At 52.5% G+C, this 16372-nt stretch carries 16 protein-coding genes, 6 tRNA genes and 1 rRNA gene; all 23 read right to left on the minus strand.

What is annotated here, in order from left to right; translation table 11 throughout:
- Window position 1: 1 nt before the first annotated feature.
- Window positions 2-952: a ribose-phosphate diphosphokinase gene (locus tag A8990_RS27760; protein ID WP_116192290.1), complete on the minus strand. Its 951-nt coding sequence runs from the start codon at window positions 950-952 to the stop codon at window positions 2-4.
- A gap of 281 nt (window positions 953-1233) precedes the next feature.
- Window positions 1234-1914 (minus strand): bifunctional phosphoribosyl-AMP cyclohydrolase/phosphoribosyl-ATP diphosphatase HisIE, encoded by a 681-nt coding sequence (gene hisIE / locus A8990_RS27765; protein ID WP_116192275.1) that lies wholly within the window; start codon window positions 1912-1914, stop codon window positions 1234-1236.
- Window positions 1911-2669: an imidazole glycerol phosphate synthase subunit HisF gene (hisF, locus tag A8990_RS27770; protein ID WP_116192276.1), complete on the minus strand. Its 759-nt coding sequence runs from the start codon at window positions 2667-2669 to the stop codon at window positions 1911-1913. Before hisF ends, hisIE begins: the two co-directional genes overlap by 4 nt.
- Before the next feature lie 28 nt (window positions 2670-2697).
- Window positions 2698-3321, minus strand: a complete 624-nt coding sequence (gene hisH, locus A8990_RS27775) for an imidazole glycerol phosphate synthase subunit HisH (protein ID WP_116192277.1) — start codon at window positions 3319-3321, stop codon at window positions 2698-2700.
- A gap of 1 nt (window position 3322) precedes the next feature.
- Window positions 3323-3922, minus strand: coding sequence for an imidazoleglycerol-phosphate dehydratase HisB (gene hisB / locus A8990_RS27780; RefSeq protein WP_116192278.1), 600 nt, complete (start codon window positions 3920-3922; stop codon window positions 3323-3325).
- A 47-nt stretch (window positions 3923-3969) separates the two neighbouring features.
- Window positions 3970-5253: a histidinol dehydrogenase gene (hisD, locus tag A8990_RS27785; protein ID WP_116192279.1), complete on the minus strand. Its 1284-nt coding sequence runs from the start codon at window positions 5251-5253 to the stop codon at window positions 3970-3972.
- Between the two features lie 62 nt (window positions 5254-5315).
- Window positions 5316-5930 (minus strand): ATP phosphoribosyltransferase, encoded by a 615-nt coding sequence (hisG, locus tag A8990_RS27790; protein ID WP_116192291.1) that lies wholly within the window; start codon window positions 5928-5930, stop codon window positions 5316-5318.
- Between the two features lie 59 nt (window positions 5931-5989).
- Window positions 5990-7243, minus strand: a complete 1254-nt coding sequence (locus tag A8990_RS27795; protein WP_116192280.1) for an ATP phosphoribosyltransferase regulatory subunit — start codon at window positions 7241-7243, stop codon at window positions 5990-5992.
- Window positions 7244-7387: 144 nt separating this feature from the next.
- A complete protein-coding gene (locus A8990_RS27800) occupies window positions 7388-8509 on the minus strand; it encodes a polysaccharide deacetylase family protein (protein ID WP_245996262.1) in 1122 nt (373 codons plus the stop codon).
- A 14-nt stretch (window positions 8510-8523) separates the two neighbouring features.
- The gene (locus A8990_RS27805; RefSeq protein WP_116192281.1) at window positions 8524-9006 is read right to left on the minus strand and encodes an acyltransferase; all 483 of its coding nucleotides are present in this window, start codon (window positions 9004-9006) and stop codon (window positions 8524-8526) included.
- A gap of 6 nt (window positions 9007-9012) precedes the next feature.
- Window positions 9013-9666 carry a pyrophosphatase PpaX gene (ppaX, locus tag A8990_RS27810; RefSeq protein ID WP_116192282.1) on the minus strand — a complete coding sequence of 218 codons (654 nt, stop codon included), beginning with the start codon at window positions 9664-9666 and terminating at the stop codon, window positions 9013-9015.
- 10 nt (window positions 9667-9676) lie between these two features.
- Entirely contained in the window at window positions 9677-10717 is a 1041-nt protein-coding gene (gene lgt, locus A8990_RS27815; protein ID WP_116192283.1) for a prolipoprotein diacylglyceryl transferase, read from the minus strand.
- Window positions 10718-10755: 38 nt separating this feature from the next.
- Window positions 10756-11694, minus strand: a complete 939-nt coding sequence (gene hprK / locus A8990_RS27820; RefSeq protein ID WP_116192284.1) for an HPr(Ser) kinase/phosphatase — start codon at window positions 11692-11694, stop codon at window positions 10756-10758.
- 155 nt (window positions 11695-11849) lie between these two features.
- The gene (locus tag A8990_RS27825) at window positions 11850-12971 is read right to left on the minus strand and encodes an ABC transporter ATP-binding protein (RefSeq protein ID WP_116192285.1); all 1122 of its coding nucleotides are present in this window, start codon (window positions 12969-12971) and stop codon (window positions 11850-11852) included.
- Between the two features lie 91 nt (window positions 12972-13062).
- Window positions 13063-14202, minus strand: a complete 1140-nt coding sequence (locus tag A8990_RS27830; RefSeq protein ID WP_116192286.1) for a PucR family transcriptional regulator — start codon at window positions 14200-14202, stop codon at window positions 13063-13065.
- Between the two features lie 111 nt (window positions 14203-14313).
- Entirely contained in the window at window positions 14314-15255 is a 942-nt protein-coding gene (locus A8990_RS27835; RefSeq protein WP_116192287.1) for an MraY family glycosyltransferase, read from the minus strand.
- Window positions 15256-15383: 128 nt separating this feature from the next.
- A tRNA-Lys gene (locus A8990_RS27840) sits at window positions 15384-15459 on the minus strand.
- Between the two features lie 12 nt (window positions 15460-15471).
- Window positions 15472-15555 (minus strand) — tRNA-Tyr (locus A8990_RS27845).
- Between the two features lie 8 nt (window positions 15556-15563).
- Window positions 15564-15639 (minus strand) — tRNA-Phe (locus A8990_RS27850).
- Between the two features lie 17 nt (window positions 15640-15656).
- Window positions 15657-15733: transfer RNA gene (locus A8990_RS27855), tRNA-Asp, on the minus strand.
- Window positions 15734-15749: 16 nt separating this feature from the next.
- Window positions 15750-15825: transfer RNA gene (locus A8990_RS27860), tRNA-Val, on the minus strand.
- 9 nt (window positions 15826-15834) lie between these two features.
- Window positions 15835-15911, minus strand: a tRNA-Met gene (locus A8990_RS27865).
- 185 nt (window positions 15912-16096) lie between these two features.
- Window positions 16097-16372: ribosomal RNA gene (locus A8990_RS27870) — 23S ribosomal RNA — on the minus strand; the annotation flags it as partial.

The following is a 16372-nucleotide window of genomic DNA, read 5'->3' on the forward strand; positions in this document are numbered from 1 at the left end:
ACTAGATGCCAGCATTCTTGAAGAGTGTGCTGATCGATCCGCCCTCAAGAATGATGCGTGTTGTCTCTGCCAAGATTGGCGCAACAGACAGCACAGTAAAGCGATCGGAATGATCCTCTGGCAGTGCAATGGAGTCAGTAACAACGACTTCTTTAATATTCGGGTGATCCAATCGCTGCAGCGCAGGGCCGGAGAAGAGCGGGTGCGTCGCGCATACATACACGTCTTCAGCGCCGCGTTCTTTAAGACCTTCAACGACGTTGACGATCGTTGTGCCCGTATCAATCAGGTCCTCGATAATAATCGGTGTCTGACCTTCTACATCACCAATAACGTGTGTGATGACAGACTCGTTATGCGCCGGACGCTTCTTAATCATAATCGCGAACGGTGCATCCAGATAGTTGGCCAGCTTCTCGGCAGTCGAGGCGCGTCCAGCATCCGGGGAAACGACGATTGGATTCTTGATGTTCTTCGATTTCAAATAATCACTGATCAGATCAAGACCTGTCAGGTGATCCACTGGGATGTTGAAGAAGCCCTGGATCGCAGGTGCATGCAAATCGATTGTGATAACGCGGTTCGCACCAACAGTCGTCAGCACGTCCGCAAGCATTTTAGCCGAGATCGGTTCACGCGGAGCAGCCTTGCGCTCTTGACGTGCATAACCGTAGTACGGAACGATGATGTTGACGGTACGTGCGGAAGCACGCTTCGCCGCATCGATCATGACGAGCAGCTCGACAAAATGATCATTGATGGGATGCGAGAACGACTGTACGATGAATACGTCACAGTTACGGATGGTCTCCTCATAGTGAACGTAAATTTCACCGCTTTTGAAACGAGACAGTTTGCTTTTACCGAGCTCCACACCGAGATTCTCACAGATCTGTGCAGCTAGTTTGGGATTCGAGGAACCCGAGAAAATACGCAGCTTGTCGCTAAACAACATTTTACCCTCCTGAGCGATTAGACCACTTTAATTTATATGCTTACAAAAACCGCTTCTTTCGACATCATCCATTATACATGGAATTCACCATATTTCAAAAATCGATCAAAAGCACTATGGAAGTGCTTAACTCCACGAAATGCCTAATCTCGTCCACTTGCATCCTCTCACGCATTTTGCCGCATTGTTTGACAATTGTATGGCAAAAAGGTTGGCTAACGCCACAGAAACCGAGCGCTCGCGGACGAGGACTCGGTTTCGTATCGTGCTAGACACGCCTAGGAAGGCTGCTTGGACTTATTATGACGTCGATTCAACTCAGCCATGATCTCATCAAGTGACAGTCCGCGTTCACGGAGCAGCACCATCAGATGGAAGATAAGGTCGCTAGCTTCGCAGCGGAGCTCGTCATTGTCTTTGTTCTTCGCTGCGATAATAACCTCTGCCGACTCTTCGCCGACTTTCTTCAGGATCTTATCGACGCCCTTCTCGAACAGATACGTCGTATAAGCGCCTTCCGGACGCTCGATATAGCGCTGAGCGATCGTCGCTTCGAGTTGGTTCAGCATCGCGAACCGGTCGCTTGATTGCAACAGCTCACCAGCCGAAACTGAAGTTGAAGCCGAAGCGCCAACACCTTCAACTGCATTCGTGAAGCAGCTGTACGTGCCGTTATGACAAGCCGGCCCGTTCTGTACAACGCGCACAAGCAGCGTATCGCCATCACAATCATAGTGCATCGAGACGATCTGCTGTGTGTGGCCGCTCGTTGCGCCTTTGTGCCACAGCTCGCCGCGCGAACGGCTCCAGAACCACGTCTCGCCTGTCTCGATGGAGCGCGCATAGGATTCCTCGTTCATGTACGCCATCATAAGCACTTCTTTGCTAACGGCGTCCTGCACGATGGCAGGGACCAGTCCCGCTTCATTCCATTTGATCGAACTCGTATTCAAACTCACCGGATTTCGACTCCTTTCAGCCGCAAATCATCCTTCACTTCGCGGATCGTCATCTCTTTGTAGTGGAATATCGTTGCTGCGAGGCCCGCATCCGCGTGCCCCTGCTGGAATACATCATAGAAATGCTCTACCTTGCCCGCACCGCCGGAAGCGATAACCGGAATGCTGAGTGAATCGGATACGGCCTGCGTCAGCTTCAAGTCGAAGCCGTCCTTCGTGCCGTCCGCGTCCATGCTTGTCAGCAGGATCTCACCCGCCCCGAGCGATTCGACCTCTTTGGCCCAAGCAAGCGCCTTGATGCCCGTTGCCGTCCGTCCGCCATGCGTGTACACTTCCCATTCGCCCCATGCGGGATTGAACTTCGCGTCGATTGCAACGACGATGCACTGCGAGCCGAACTTGCGCGCGCCGTCCTTCACAAGGTCGCGATTCTTCACGGCCGCCGTGTTAATGCCGATCTTATCAGCACCAGCACGAAGCAGACGCTTCATGTCATCAACGTGCGAGATGCCGCCGCCTACCGTGAACGGAATCGTAATTTCGCCGGCTGTCCGTTTGACCACTTCGATCATCGTCGCCCGGCCTTCAACCGATGCAGAAATATCAAGGAAGACAAGCTCGTCCGCGCCTTCCTTGTCGTAAATCGCCGCAAGCTCCACCGGATCGCCGGCATCGCGCAAGTTGACGAAATTAACCCCTTTTACGACACGTCCGTCTTTGACATCCAGACATGGAATAATACGTTTGGCTAGCATGGATATGCTTACCTCCCTTCTCTTACCCTTAACGAACTGTTTCTCGCGCTCCCTTTAATGCAAGGAAATTGCGCAGCAGGCTCATGCCGAGCTCGCCGCTCTTCTCCGGATGAAACTGCATGCCGTACACGTTGCCGCGTCCGACGATCGCCGTTACTTGTCCATAATAATCCGTCGTCGCGAGCAGATCCGAGGACCGCTCCGGCTTCACATGGAAGGAGTGGACGAAGTAGACATGGCCTGGCGTCAGTCCTTCGAATAACGGACTTTGCTGCTGCTTGAATTCAAGCTTGTTCCAGCCCATGTGCGGCACCTTGAAATCGCCTTGGAAACGGTTCACGGTACCTGGCAGCAAGCCGAGTCCCTCGTGACGGCCATATTCCTCGCTCTCGCTGAACAACAGCTGCATGCCAAGGCAAATACCGAGCAGCGGCTTGCCCGAAGCAGCGTAGAACTTCGTCACTTCGTCTAGACCGGTGTTCTGCAGGTTCTGCATCGCATCGCCGAAGGCGCCGACCCCTGGCAGAATCGCACCGTCCGCCTCCATAATTTCTTTCGCGTCCGCCGTAATGAACGCCTCGAATCCGAGCCGCTCAACCGCTTTGCTTACGCTGTGGAGGTTCCCCATGCCGTAATCGATGATCGCGATCATCCTACAGCACTCCTTTCGTCGAAGGCACTCCTTGCACGCGCGGATCAATGCTTGTCGCCTCGTCGAGCGCGCGGCCAAGCGCCTTGAATACCGCTTCGATCATATGATGCGTGTTCACCCCGTAATGGACGATAACATGAAGATTGATGCGCGCTTCAAGAGCAAGCTTCCACAGAAACTCGTGAACCAGCTCCACCTGGAAGCTGCCCACTTGCTGGGACGGATATTGAGCGCGGTATTCGAAAGCCGGGCGGTTGCTGATATCGATGATAACCTGAGCCAGCGCGTCGTCCATCGGAACGAACACGGAGGCATAACGCTTAATGCCGCGTTTATCGCCAAGTGCCTCACGGAGCGTCTGGCCGAGGCAGATGCCGATATCCTCAACCGTGTGGTGATCGTCGATATCCACATCGCCTTGCGCTTCAACTGCGAGATCGAATTGACCATGCTTCGTGAACAGATCGAGCATATGGTTCAGGAAAGGCACGTCCGTCTCGATCTTCGCTGTGCCGCTGCCGTCCACTGCTAACGCCAGCTTAATGTCCGTTTCATTCGTTTTGCGCGCCACTTCGGAGGCACGAATCACGTTCTCTGCCATGAATGCATCCTTCTTTCCAGGGTAGCCTGTATTTATTTTTACGGTGCTTAACGCTCCCGCTCTAGCCGAATCTCAATCGCTCTTGCATGCGCTTCAAGCCCCTCATGACGGGCAAGCGTCATAATTTGGTCGCCATTCGCAAGCAGTGCGTCCTTGCTGTAGTAGATGAGGCTCGATTTCTTCACAAAATCGTCCACGTTCACCGGCGAGGAGAAGCGTGCTGTCCCGTTCGTCGGCAGAATATGATTCGGTCCGGCGAAGTAGTCGCCAACCGGCTCCGAGCTGTACGGCCCGACGAAGATCGCGCCTGCATTCTCAATACGGCCAAGCAGCGCCATCGGCTCTGCAGTCATCACTTCCAGATGCTCCGGCGCCATCCGGTTGACGGCGGCAATCGCTTCATCCATCGATTCGGCGAGCAGAATCGCGCCGTAATCGGCAATCGACTGTCTCGCCGTTCCTTCGCGCGGAAGCGTAGCAAGCTGACGCTCCACTTCTGCAGCAACGGCATCGCCGAGCTGCTCCGATGTCGTCACGAGAATCGCCGACGCCATCTCATCATGCTCCGCCTGCGACAGCAGGTCAGCTGCCACGTACGCAGGATCAGCCGTTTCATCCGCCAGCACGACGATTTCGCTCGGGCCGGCGATGCTGTCGATGGCGACGACGCCGAATACCGAGCGCTTCGCGAGCGCAACGTAGATATTGCCGGGACCGCAAATCTTGTCCACCGGCGGGATCGATTCCGTGCCGTAAGCGAGCGCGGCAACCGCTTGCGCGCCGCCGACGCGGTACATCTCTTTCACGCCCGCTTCCGCAGCCGCGACGAGAATGTACGGGTCAATGCCGGCTTTGCCGCCTGTTGCGGGAGGCGTCACCATGACGATCTCAGGCACGCCAGCGACCTGTGCCGGGATGACATTCATCAGCACCGAGGACGGGTACGCTGCCTTGCCGCCAGGCACATAGACGCCGACGCGCTTCAGCGGCCGCAGCAGCTGGCCGAGCATCGTGCCGTCCGGCTGGACGTCGACCCAGGACTGGCGCAGCTGCTTCTCGTGAAACTTGCGAATGTTCGCCGCCGCTTCGCGAATCGCCGTCAGGAACGCCGCATCTACACGGTCGTAGGCGGCCTGAATCTCGCTCTCCGTGACGCGAAGTTCCGCCGCGTTCAGACGAACACGGTCATGCTGCTCCGCATAGCGCAGCAATGCCGCATCTCCTTCGGTTCGCACCGCCTCGACGATCTGGCGAACCGATTCATTTTGCTCAGGTGAACCGTAGTCCACCTTGCGCGTTAAGCCGAACTGCTCCGCACGCAGCTTACGCATACGCCATTCTCTCCCTCCGCAAGAGCCGCTGCCATCCAGCAGCGACCTGCCATCAAATCAATCTATCTCACTGCATTCGCCGCAATGGCATGCTGCAGCTTATCGCATAAGCTTTGAATCGCATCGTTCTTCATCCGGTAGCTGACCCGGTTCGCAATCAATCGGCTCGTAATGCCGAAGATTTGCTCCATCTCGACAAGGCCGTTCTCGCGCAGCGTCTGGCCGGTTTCGACCATATCGACAATCCGATCGGCCAGCCCGATCAGCGGCGCCAGCTCGATCGAGCCGTTCAGCTTGATCACTTCAACCTGCTGTCCCAGCTCGCGGAAGTATTGCGAAGCGACATTCGGGTACTTCGTCGCTACGCGAGGATGAATGACCGGCTTCCAGTCCGGCAGTCCGATAACGGACATGCGGCACTTGGCAATGCCGAGATCTAGCAGCTCGTAGACATCCTTACTCTCTTCCATCAAGACGTCCTTGCCCACGATACCGATGTCAGCAACGCCGTACTCGACGTAAGTCGGTACATCGACCGGCTTCGCCATGATGAACGACATGCCCGCTTCCGGCAAGTCGATGATGAGCTTGCGCGTATCTTCGAAATCGCTTGGAATCGGCACGCCGGCTTCGCGGAACAGCTTCGATGCTACTTTATAGATGCGGCCCTTCGGCATCGCAACCTTCAACAGCTCCCGGTTCGCTCCATCCGCAGCTTGATTCAATCCGTTTGTGCTCACTTCGCAGCACCTCCTCGTACCCCGCTGCCGAAGTAGGTCAGCAGCTTCGTAAACGTAGCGCCCTTATACTGCAGCGGACCTCCGTCCGCCGCATTAACGACGTCCTGCATCTTCTGCTCAGCCGAGCTATCCATACGCTCCGTCACAACGATAACCGCCTCATCGGCAGTCGCCGCCCCCCGCAGTTCACTAGCCTTCGCAAGTGCAGCTTGTCGGCCCTCGGCGTCATAGCCGATCAAAATCCGCTCAGCCGCTTGTTCGCCCGCAGCAGCACCGATTAGCTCCAGGATACGCGTCGTCTTGATCGCGAACCCTGTGGCTGGTGCCGGGCGTCCGAACTGCTGCAGCAGATTATCGTAGCGACCGCCGCTCGCAACCGGGAAGCCCAAGTCTGCCGCATAGCCTTCGAACGTCATGCCTGTATAATATTTAAAATCGCCAATCATCGTTAGATCAATCAGCACATGCTCTTGTACGCCGTACGCAGCCAGCACATCCCACATCTCGCATAGATGTTTGATAGACGCCTGTGCCGTCGCATCCAGGCTGAGTGCCATCGCTTGATCGCAGATTTCCTGTCCGCCGCGAAGACGGATAATGCCCTCAAGCTCAAGGCGCATCTGCTCTGACAACGTCAAGCCGCGCAGGCATTCTCTATAGCCGACATAGTCCCGGCCGAGCAAATAAGCTTTCAGCTCTTCTTGCGCTTCAAGCTGCCCTGGCAGCGCCTCTTCGAACAGCCCGTTCAAGAAGCCGACATGGCCAATCGCGATCTTGAAGCGGCTGACACCAGCAGCTTGGAGCGAAGCAATCGCTAGCGCGACAACCTCGGCATCCGCCTCAGCAGAAGCATCCCCAACCAGCTCTACGCCAGTTTGGAAGAACTCCGCCTCGCGTCCCGCTTCCTCTTCGATCGCACGGAACACGTTCGAATGATAGGAGAGACGGATCGGGAATTGCACGTCCTTCAATACAGAAGCAACGACCCGCGCAATCGGAGCCGTCATATCGGAGCGGAGTACAAGCGTCGTACCCCGGTTATTAAGCAGCTTGAACAGCTTCTGGTCAGACGTCGAGCTTGCAACGCCCACCGTATCGTAATATTCCATCGTTGGCGTCATGATTTGCTCGTAGCCCCATGAGCTCATGCAGGCCAACACTTGGTTCTCAATTTGTCTAAGTTTCGATACCGCATGCGGCAAATAATCTTTGACCCCAATCGGTTTCTCAAACACCTTAGGTTTGGACACCAGATTCACCACCGACACTTTAGTTTGTTAACGTGTTACCATGTTACCATACTGCCAAAATAAAGGATTAGTCGTAATAATAACATGCGCCTATCTATTCGTCAATACAGCATTTTCCTGTATAACTTGCCCAATAACTGGCCATTAGTGCCGCCGGTTTCTGAAAATCCAATGCCCATGCTTGTCCTCCCATGCGAAGACAAGCATCCGTATGAGTATAAGTCCAATAATTGCCGTTCCGAAGACGCCTAATTGAATAAAGAAAAGGGGCGTCGCCTTCTCCGTCTCCGAAGAGTGACCCCCCTGCTTCATGATCTGGATCAATGATTCCGGATTATCGTCGATGCCTCCAGCGTTAACGCGGTATCCATTCCTCTGACCAACCGCATTAATGCCGCTCTTAACCGTAAATGTAACTTGAATGCCCAGCTTGCGGCAAATATCGAGTACCTGCTTATTGTAGGCACCGTATGGGAATGCGAGAACTTTGTCTTCGCCGACCCCAAGCTTTTGCGCCAATATCGTATTTGCTTCGGACAAATCCGACGTAACCCGCGTCCGATATTCCTTCGTCGTTTCCCTGCGATGCTTATCCTTCAGATAGATCGGTGACGCAAGTGCCGGCTTCTGCCGTTTACCCGCGCGATCAGTTGCTTCGTACAAATGGGAATCGTACGTATGATTATAGAAGTCATAGCCGTTCTTGTGCATTTCGGCTACCTGCTGCCAGTCGAGCTTCGGAATACCGATATGATGTGGATTGCCTACTGTATTGACGATTAAAAAGTTGGTTGCCGGAACATGAAACTTCTTCAATACGGGGTAAGTGTCTGTGAAATACGACTCGTAACCATCGTCAAACGTCATCAGAACGGCATTAACCGGAACATGCGCCCCGTGCAAAATAAACTGTTCATACTGCTTCATCGTAATCCAGTGGAAGTTGTCCGCCTTCATCATCGCCAACTGCTGTTCGAACTTGTTCAGCGGCAGCGCCTTATCATCCTTCGGCACCGCAGCGACCTCGTGATACATCAGCACAATGACCTTGTTACTATAGTACGTCTCCGGCTGAATAGACGTACTGCCTCTGCGCCTTGTTACTGTTTGGCTCGCTGAAGTCGTCCGTCTTGCTGAGCTGGCACGATGCTCTGCTTGCTCTATAGAGCGCAATGCTTGCACGCGTTTCATATGCACGTAATAACCGCCTGTACATAATGCCGCAACGATGAACAACACGGAGATCGCAATCATTTTCCGATTCATATGAATCCTGCTCCTTACTTCTGACGAATATCTCTGATGGGATTGCCTCCGACAAAAGCGCCTGCCGGTACGTCTTTATGCACGACAGAACCTGCCGCAACAACCGCTCCATCTCCAATTGTTATGCCGGGAAGAATCGTCGTATTCGCGCCGATCATCACGTTCGATCCAATCCGTACAGGACCAAGCCGGTATTCTTTGATCAAATACTCGTGCGTGAGAATCGTTGTATTATAGCCGATGATTGAATTCTCGCCGACGGATATCTTCTCTGGAAAAAATACGTCCACCATCACCATTAGCGCAAACGAGCAGTGGCGCCCTACCTGCATCCCGAGCACATGCCGGTAAATCCAATTTTTCACCGGCAAGGACGGACAGTAGCGCGCCACTTGTATAAACACGAAATTGCGAATTGCCTTAAACCGGCTGACTGTGCGATATACTTGCCACAAAGCATTCGGCCCTTCGACCGGGAAACGTTCAACATTTCTCAAGGAGTTTTACTCCAATCCCACGAATGCGTACAAATCGCGCATGTCATGAATGATATGACGCGCACCGCTCTCCTTCAGCTTCGCTTCACCTTTAAGTGACCACGCCACGCCGACGGATACAACACCGGCCGCCTCAGCGGATTCGATGTCCACGCCGCTGTCTCCGACCATCATCGTCGTCTTCGGATCTGCGCCTAACAGCTCAAGCGCCTTCTGAACCGGCTCCGGATGCGGCTTCGGATGCTCGACATCTTCAATCGTCACAATCGCGCCAGATGTCACATATTCATACAAGCCGACAAAACGCAAGCCGCGCTCTGTCGTCAGCCGCATCTTCGTCGTTACAATTCCGATTTGGAAGCCCGCTTCATGCAGCTTCGCAAACACCTCACGAACATACGGGAATGCCGTTACATAATCATCGTGCATCTTAAGATTGATTTCGCGGTAAGCGGCAACCAGGTCTGTCACATCTTCGCGGCCTGAGAACAGCTGCATCTGTGTCGTCAGCGGCTGTCCCATGCTCGGAATAATATGCTCACGGCTAAACTCCGGCGGCACGATGCCCTTCAGCGAGTGAAGGAAGGATTGAATGATGAGCTCATTCGTATCCATAATCGTGCCGTCCAGATCAAACAACATCGTTTTAATCGTAGTCATGCGAATGGTGTTACTCCTTTATTGTCTTGTCACTGCCTGTATCGTCAGAGTGGTTCTGAATATCTGTACGGCTTTCTGCAGAAGCGGCTGTCTTCTTCTCAGCTGTCTCCGTACCGGCAGGCAGTCCCGTTTTGAAGTTAATGATCGGATCCAGGTAACGGACCTTTGCTTCTCCAGTTGTACGACGGCCAATGATGAGGATGATTGCAGCAATGACAAGCAGAACGGAAATGAGCTGCGAAATACGGATATTACCGATTGCAGGGTCCAAGTAGCCCGCCTCGAATCCGAAGAGCTTCATTGGCGACCACAGTCCATTCATCATCGAAGCTGCCCATGAAGCGCCATGGAACGCCAAGCTGTCCGTACGAAGGCCTTCAATAAAGAAACGGCCAATGGAGTACCAGATGAAGTACGAGAACAGCAGCTCGCCAGCGCGCAGGAACGAACGGCGTCGAAGAACGAGCAGAATGATAAGTCCAACCAGGTTCCAAAGCGATTCGTAAAGGAACGTCGGATGGTGGTACAAGCCGTCTGATTGGACGAGCATCTGATTCACAATCCAATCCGGCAAGTGAAGCGTATTACGCAGGAAGCTCTCTTCGACAGGACCGCCGAACGCTTCTTGGTTGACGAAGTTGCCCCAACGTCCGATCATTTGACCGGCAATAAGCGATGGCGCACAGATATCGGCAATACGCCAGAAGCTGTAGCCTTTCACGCGGAAATAAACGATCCCGCAGATAAATGCTCCGATAAGCGCACCATAGATCGCAATACCGCCATGCCAGATCTTGAACACATCCAGCGGGCTGTTCTTATACTCATCCCACGTAAACATCACGTAGTAAAGACGTGCGCCGACAATCGCCGAAGGCACGCCGAGCAGCAGCAAATCCATGAAGAAGTCAGGCGACAGGCCGAAGCGCTTGCCTTCGCGAACAGCGAGGAGCAAGCCTACAAGCGCTGCGGTTCCTAAGATAATACCGTACCAGTGGACACTGATGGAACCAATGGAAAAAGCAATAGGATCTAAACGTAATCCAAACATGTATCACAGACTCCTTCTCTTAACTATCGTTTTGCATGTCAATCAAAATCGTCCGCGTCTTCTGCAATTGTCTCTGTTAGCTTGTTCGTAAACTGTAGTGCGGCATTGTAGCCCATCCGCTTCAAACGGAAGTTCATCGCTGCCACTTCAATAATGACTGCCAAGTTTCGGCCTGGACGAACGGGTACCGTTACGATCGGAATTTCCGTATCGATGATGCGAGTGGTCTCTTCATCAAGTCCAAGGCGGTCATACTGCTTGTCTGCCTGCCAGTTTTCCAGCTTAATAACGACGCTGATCCGCTTCATGTTACGAACCGCACCGGCACCGAATAGAGTCATAACGTTAATAATGCCTAGACCGCGAATTTCAAGCAGATGGCGAATGAGTTCAGGTGCGGTACCGTGCAGCTGACCGTCTGATGTTTGACGAATCTCAACCGCATCATCCGCTACGAGGCGATGGCTCCGTTTCACAAGCTCAAGCGCGGTTTCGCTTTTACCGATACCGCTGCCGCCTGTGATGAGCATGCCTACGCCATACACATCGACAAGAACGCCGTGAATCGTGGCAGTTGGAGCAAGCTTGCGCTCCAGGAAGTTCGTAATCCGGCTTAGGAAGATTGTCGTCGCCGAATTGCTGCGAAGAACAGGAATCTGCTTCTGGTTCGACAGCTCGATCAGCTCAGCTGGCGCTTCCATGCCGCGCGTAATAATGAAGCATGGCGTTTCCTCATCGCATAGCCGCTCCAAACGGTCGATACGCTCTTGCTTGCTTAGCGTATCCATGAAGGTCAGTTCGGTTCTTCCTAGAATTTGCACACGTTCCTTCGGATAGTAATCGAAGTAGCCTGCCATCTCCAAGCCTGGGCGCGACAAATCATCGACAGAAATGCTGCGGCGCAGCCCATCTTCACCGCTTAATATTTCGAGCTGGAATTGACTGATTAGCTCAGATACTTTCACCTTTTTAGCCATCGGTTGGCCTCCTCAACAGTCGCAGCCAGCTACGAGTTTGTTATGTAAAGTTCTAGATGATTTCAGCTATTGTTATCGTAACGAAAATGCGCAATAAAAACAACCGCCCGATTCGTGATCGGGCGGTTGTCAGTAAAGGCTCAGCGCCTTATCAATTATTGTTCGAATACGTTCAGTTCTGTCTCTTTGTCGAAGACATGAACTTTGTTCATATCGAGAGCAAGCTTCACGTTAGTACCTTCTTTAACACCGGAGCGGCCGTCAACACGTGCGATAACAGTGTCTTTACCAAGACCGTTCAAGTACAGGAACATTTCGTGACCAAGGTTCTCAGCAACTTCAACGTGAGCATTCACGATAGTTTGCGGGGAAGCCTCGTGGAATACTGGCTCTTCGTGCAGATCTTCCGGACGGATACCAAGGATGATTTCCTTGCCGATCAGACCTTTTTCACGCAATTGTGCAGCTTTGCCGTCTGGTACAAGAACGTCGATACCGTTCGATTTGAAGCGAACAGCGCCGCCGCCTTCGGACAATGTGCCAGTGATGAAGTTCATCGAAGGCGCACCGATAAAGCCTGCTACGAAGATGTTTACTGGGTGGTTGTACAGCTCTTCCGGGGAAGCAGCTTGTTGGATAACGCCGTCTTTCATAACGACGATACGGTCACCCATTGTCATAGCTTCGATTTGGTCATGCGTTACGTAGATAACAGTAGTTTCAAGACGCTTAGCAAGCTTGGAGATCTCTGCGCGCATTTGGCCACGGAGTTTAGCGTCCAAGTTGGAGAGCGGCTCATCCATCAAGAATACTTGTGGTTCACGAACGATCGCACGGCCTAGGGCAACACGCTGACGTTGACCACCGGAGAGTGCTTTCGGCTTACGGTCGAGCAAGTGCTCGATATCAAGAATTTTAGCAGCTTCACGAACGCGCTTGTCGATCTCTGCTTTTTTGAATTTACGAAGTTTAAGACCAAAAGCCATGTTTTGGTATACGTTCATATGTGGGTATAACGCGTAGGATTGGAATACCATCGCGATATCGCGATCTTTAGGTGCTACGTCATTCACAAGACGCTCGCCGATGAACAGTTTACCTTCAGAGATTTCTTCCAGACCAGCGATCATACGAAGTGTTGTGGATTTACCGCAACCTGATGGACCGACAAGAACCAAGAATTCCTTGTCTTTAATGTCGAGGTTGAAATCTTTTACTGAAGCGAGATCAGTACCCGCGTATTTTTTGTAAACGTGCTCTAAGCGTACACCAGCCATTTGTATTTCCCCCTAAACGGTAATAGTCTTTCAATACACTTAGTGTATATCAGCGACCTCATAATGACTATGCACATACTTTACAAAAAAACTACGTCCTTTTCGTTACTTTGTACAATAGCAAAATAATTTTGACGAGAACGGCATCTCGGAACTGACGAACATCCAGCTCTGTCTCCTGTTTCAGCTTGTCCAGCCTGTATATTAGCGTATTGCGGTGGATATAGAGTTTCTTTGCTGTTTCACTGACGTTGCAATCCAGTGAGAAGAACGTCTCGAGCGTTGTAAGAATCTCCGGCTCGAGAAAAGAATCCTTCCGTTTCAGCGCCTGCTCCACGAATTTGATACGTTGAGCTTCAGGGATCGTATCGAGCAGCCGCTCTAGATGAAGCAGCCATGGCAGATGAATGTTCGTCCCGACATGGAAAGATCGTCCGAGATGAACGGTTTCCCGCAGCACAGAAGTTGTGCTGACAATCGAGCTCGTCGGTGAGATCGGTTGCGCAACTGCCAGATGGCACTCGCCAATCCACTCACTCGAAAGCATATCGTGCAGACCGGATACGATGGAGGTCAGATTCTCTTCGACCGATTCCTCCGCATCTTCATCCCGTTCCTCGAGCTGGGCATCATGAATTAATGAAACAGGGCCTAGAATGAGCCACTCCTGCTCCTTCAAAGGAATAATCATCACTTCTTCAGCGAGGAAAGTACGCAGCAGTTTCTCCAGCTCGCTATAACTTGCTCGTCCCGACTCAGCCTGCTCGCATACAAGTAAGAACGGAATCATCGAGGAGAACAGTCGGCCTCTCGATATGAGCCGGTCAGGCAGCTGCTGCTTCGGCTCACTTGCTTCCAGCTGTTCTTCAATCCAAGCCCCAAGCTCGCGGGCATAGCGCTCAGACTCGGGAATGCCTTCGTAGCTCTTCGTCTTCTCAGCGAGCATCTGAGCTAATGTCCAACCAATAAGCCGTATTTCCTTCTCCCTTAAGAGCTCACGACTTACTTCAAGCAGATCGACATACTGTGCTTCTACGTGCAGCAGAAACCATACAACGCCTTCTGGACCGATCACATGATCGCCAATTGTAACCGCCTTCGGCTTTGGCTGATGTTGATGCGTCGTTTGGTCCTCCAGTATCATGTTCCAATCTTGGATCGGCAGCTGAAGCTGCCTTACTGGGCAATCCAGGACAGCTTGCAATTGCTTGATCCACTTTGCTTCACTCATCGGCTTGCCCCTATCCTACACGCGTCTATGCGCTTTTTGGCTCATTGTACCACACCTACTGCGCATGAATGTGCTTTTTTAGCACATTGTACCATAGATTAGGCGATTCAATCAGCTTAGAGCGAGCAGGAGAACGATGGAAAGCAAGGAGAACAACGCCGCCACCAAGTAGATAAAAGATACCGTTTGGATCTGCGTTAGTCCCCACCGCATCAACACGTGATGCGTGTGCAGCTTATCAGCGCGATGCAGCCCCTTGCCCGAGAGTAATCTGCGAAGCATGACAACTGCTGTATCGAGTATCGGTACGCCAAGCGCGAGCAGCGGTACTGCAACCGTCACAAGCGTGGCGCTCTTAAATGCCCCATCGACAGCAGTAACCGCCAGCGCATAGCCAAGAAAAGCCGCACCGGCGTCCCCCATGAAGATCCGGGCCGGATAGAAATTGTAGATGAGAAAAGCTAAGCATGCTCCCACCAGAATAACTGCGAGCAGTGCGGTAGGAAACTGATGCTTCATTATTGCTGTAATAAAAAGCGTTAATGACGATAAAGTGGATACGCCGGAAGCAAGTCCATCCACACCATCTATGAAATTTATCATATTGATGAGCGCAAACACCCATACGATTGAGCTGATGATCTGGAGCCAGAACGGGAAATCAATCGTTCCGTGCAGCCCAGATAAGCCCTGAATGCGAATATCAAATAACAGCGGAATAATGGAAGCCGCTATATAGACAATAACACGCGGCCATACCGGGAACTCATTGCCGTTCGCCTTCGCCGCATCATCCGCAAGTCCAATGACAACAAGAATGAAGCCGCCAATACCGATCGTCATGCTAAGAGGTGTGGCCCCTTGGAAAATAAACAACGTTACAACGACACCGATATAAAGTGCTGCACCGCCCATTAACGGTATCGGCGTCCGGTGGATTTTACGCGCGGATGGGCGATCAACGAACCCCATTCGAAGCGCGTACTTACGAAGGATCGGTACTAACACCGCAACAAGCCCAAAACACAATAGTGCAGATAACAGGAAATCCATTGTCTCTACTAACCCCCTGAAGCAGCCGTTGTGTTCAGTTTGCCCGTTGGGGATTGAAATAATCTGTATGTGGGGAACAACAAAAAAACCTGCAGGCGCGTCGCCTACAGGTTGAATGGATATCGAAATGGTGAGCCATGTAGGACTCGAACCTACGACACCCTGATTAAAAGTCAGGTGCTCTACCAACTGAGCTAATGGCTCTCGTGAAGAGAATGGTGGAGGGCGATGGATTCGAACCACCGAACCCGAAGGAAGAGATTTACAGTCTCCCGCGTTTGGCCACTTCGCTAGCCCTCCATGATGAATGGTGGCTCGGGACGGAATCGAACCGCCGACACGAGGATTTTCAGTCCTCTGCTCTACCAACTGAGCTACCGAGCCTTAGTTATTGAGTTAAATGGCGGAGCCGACGGGATTCGAACCCGCGGTCTCCTGCGTGACAGGCAGGCATGTTGGGCCACTACACCACGGCTCCGCATTTAAAAAATGGATGGTGGAGGCTGACGGGATCGAACCGCCGACCCTCTGCTTGTAAGGCAGATGCTCTCCCAGCTGAGCTAAGCCTCCATATAGGTGTGGTAGCGGCGAAGGGACTCGAACCCCCGACCCTCCGGGTATGAACCGAATGCTCTAGCCAGCTGAGCTACACCGCCACACAATTGCCTCAATTACTGCTTGTCCATCATGACCGAGGCAGCCATAAAGGTCAGGTAAAAACGTCGCCAAACGTTCCTGCAAAATACTTCTGAATACCCGCGCTTGTCGATTATTCATCAGTGAGTTGCGCCCTGAAAACTGGATACGAACCTTTGCGAAGTTCTTGCTTGATTAACTTGTTTAGGATAAGCCCTCGACCGATTAGTATTCGTCAGCTCCACACATTGCTGCGCTTCCACCTCGAACCTATCAACCTGATCGTCTTTCAGGGGTCTTACTAATTGGGAAATCTCATCTTGAGGGGGGCTTCACGCTTAGATGCTTTCAGCGCTTATCCCGTCCGCACTTGGCTACCCAGCTATGCTCCTGGCGGAACAACTGGTACACCAGCGGTGCGTCCATCCCGGTCCTCTCGTACTAAGGACAGCTCCTCTCAAATTTCCTGCGCCCACGACAG

Origin of the sequence: Paenibacillus taihuensis (genome assembly GCF_003386535.1) — a bacterium.
GTDB lineage: Bacteria > Bacillota > Bacilli > Paenibacillales > Paenibacillaceae > Paenibacillus_Z > Paenibacillus_Z taihuensis.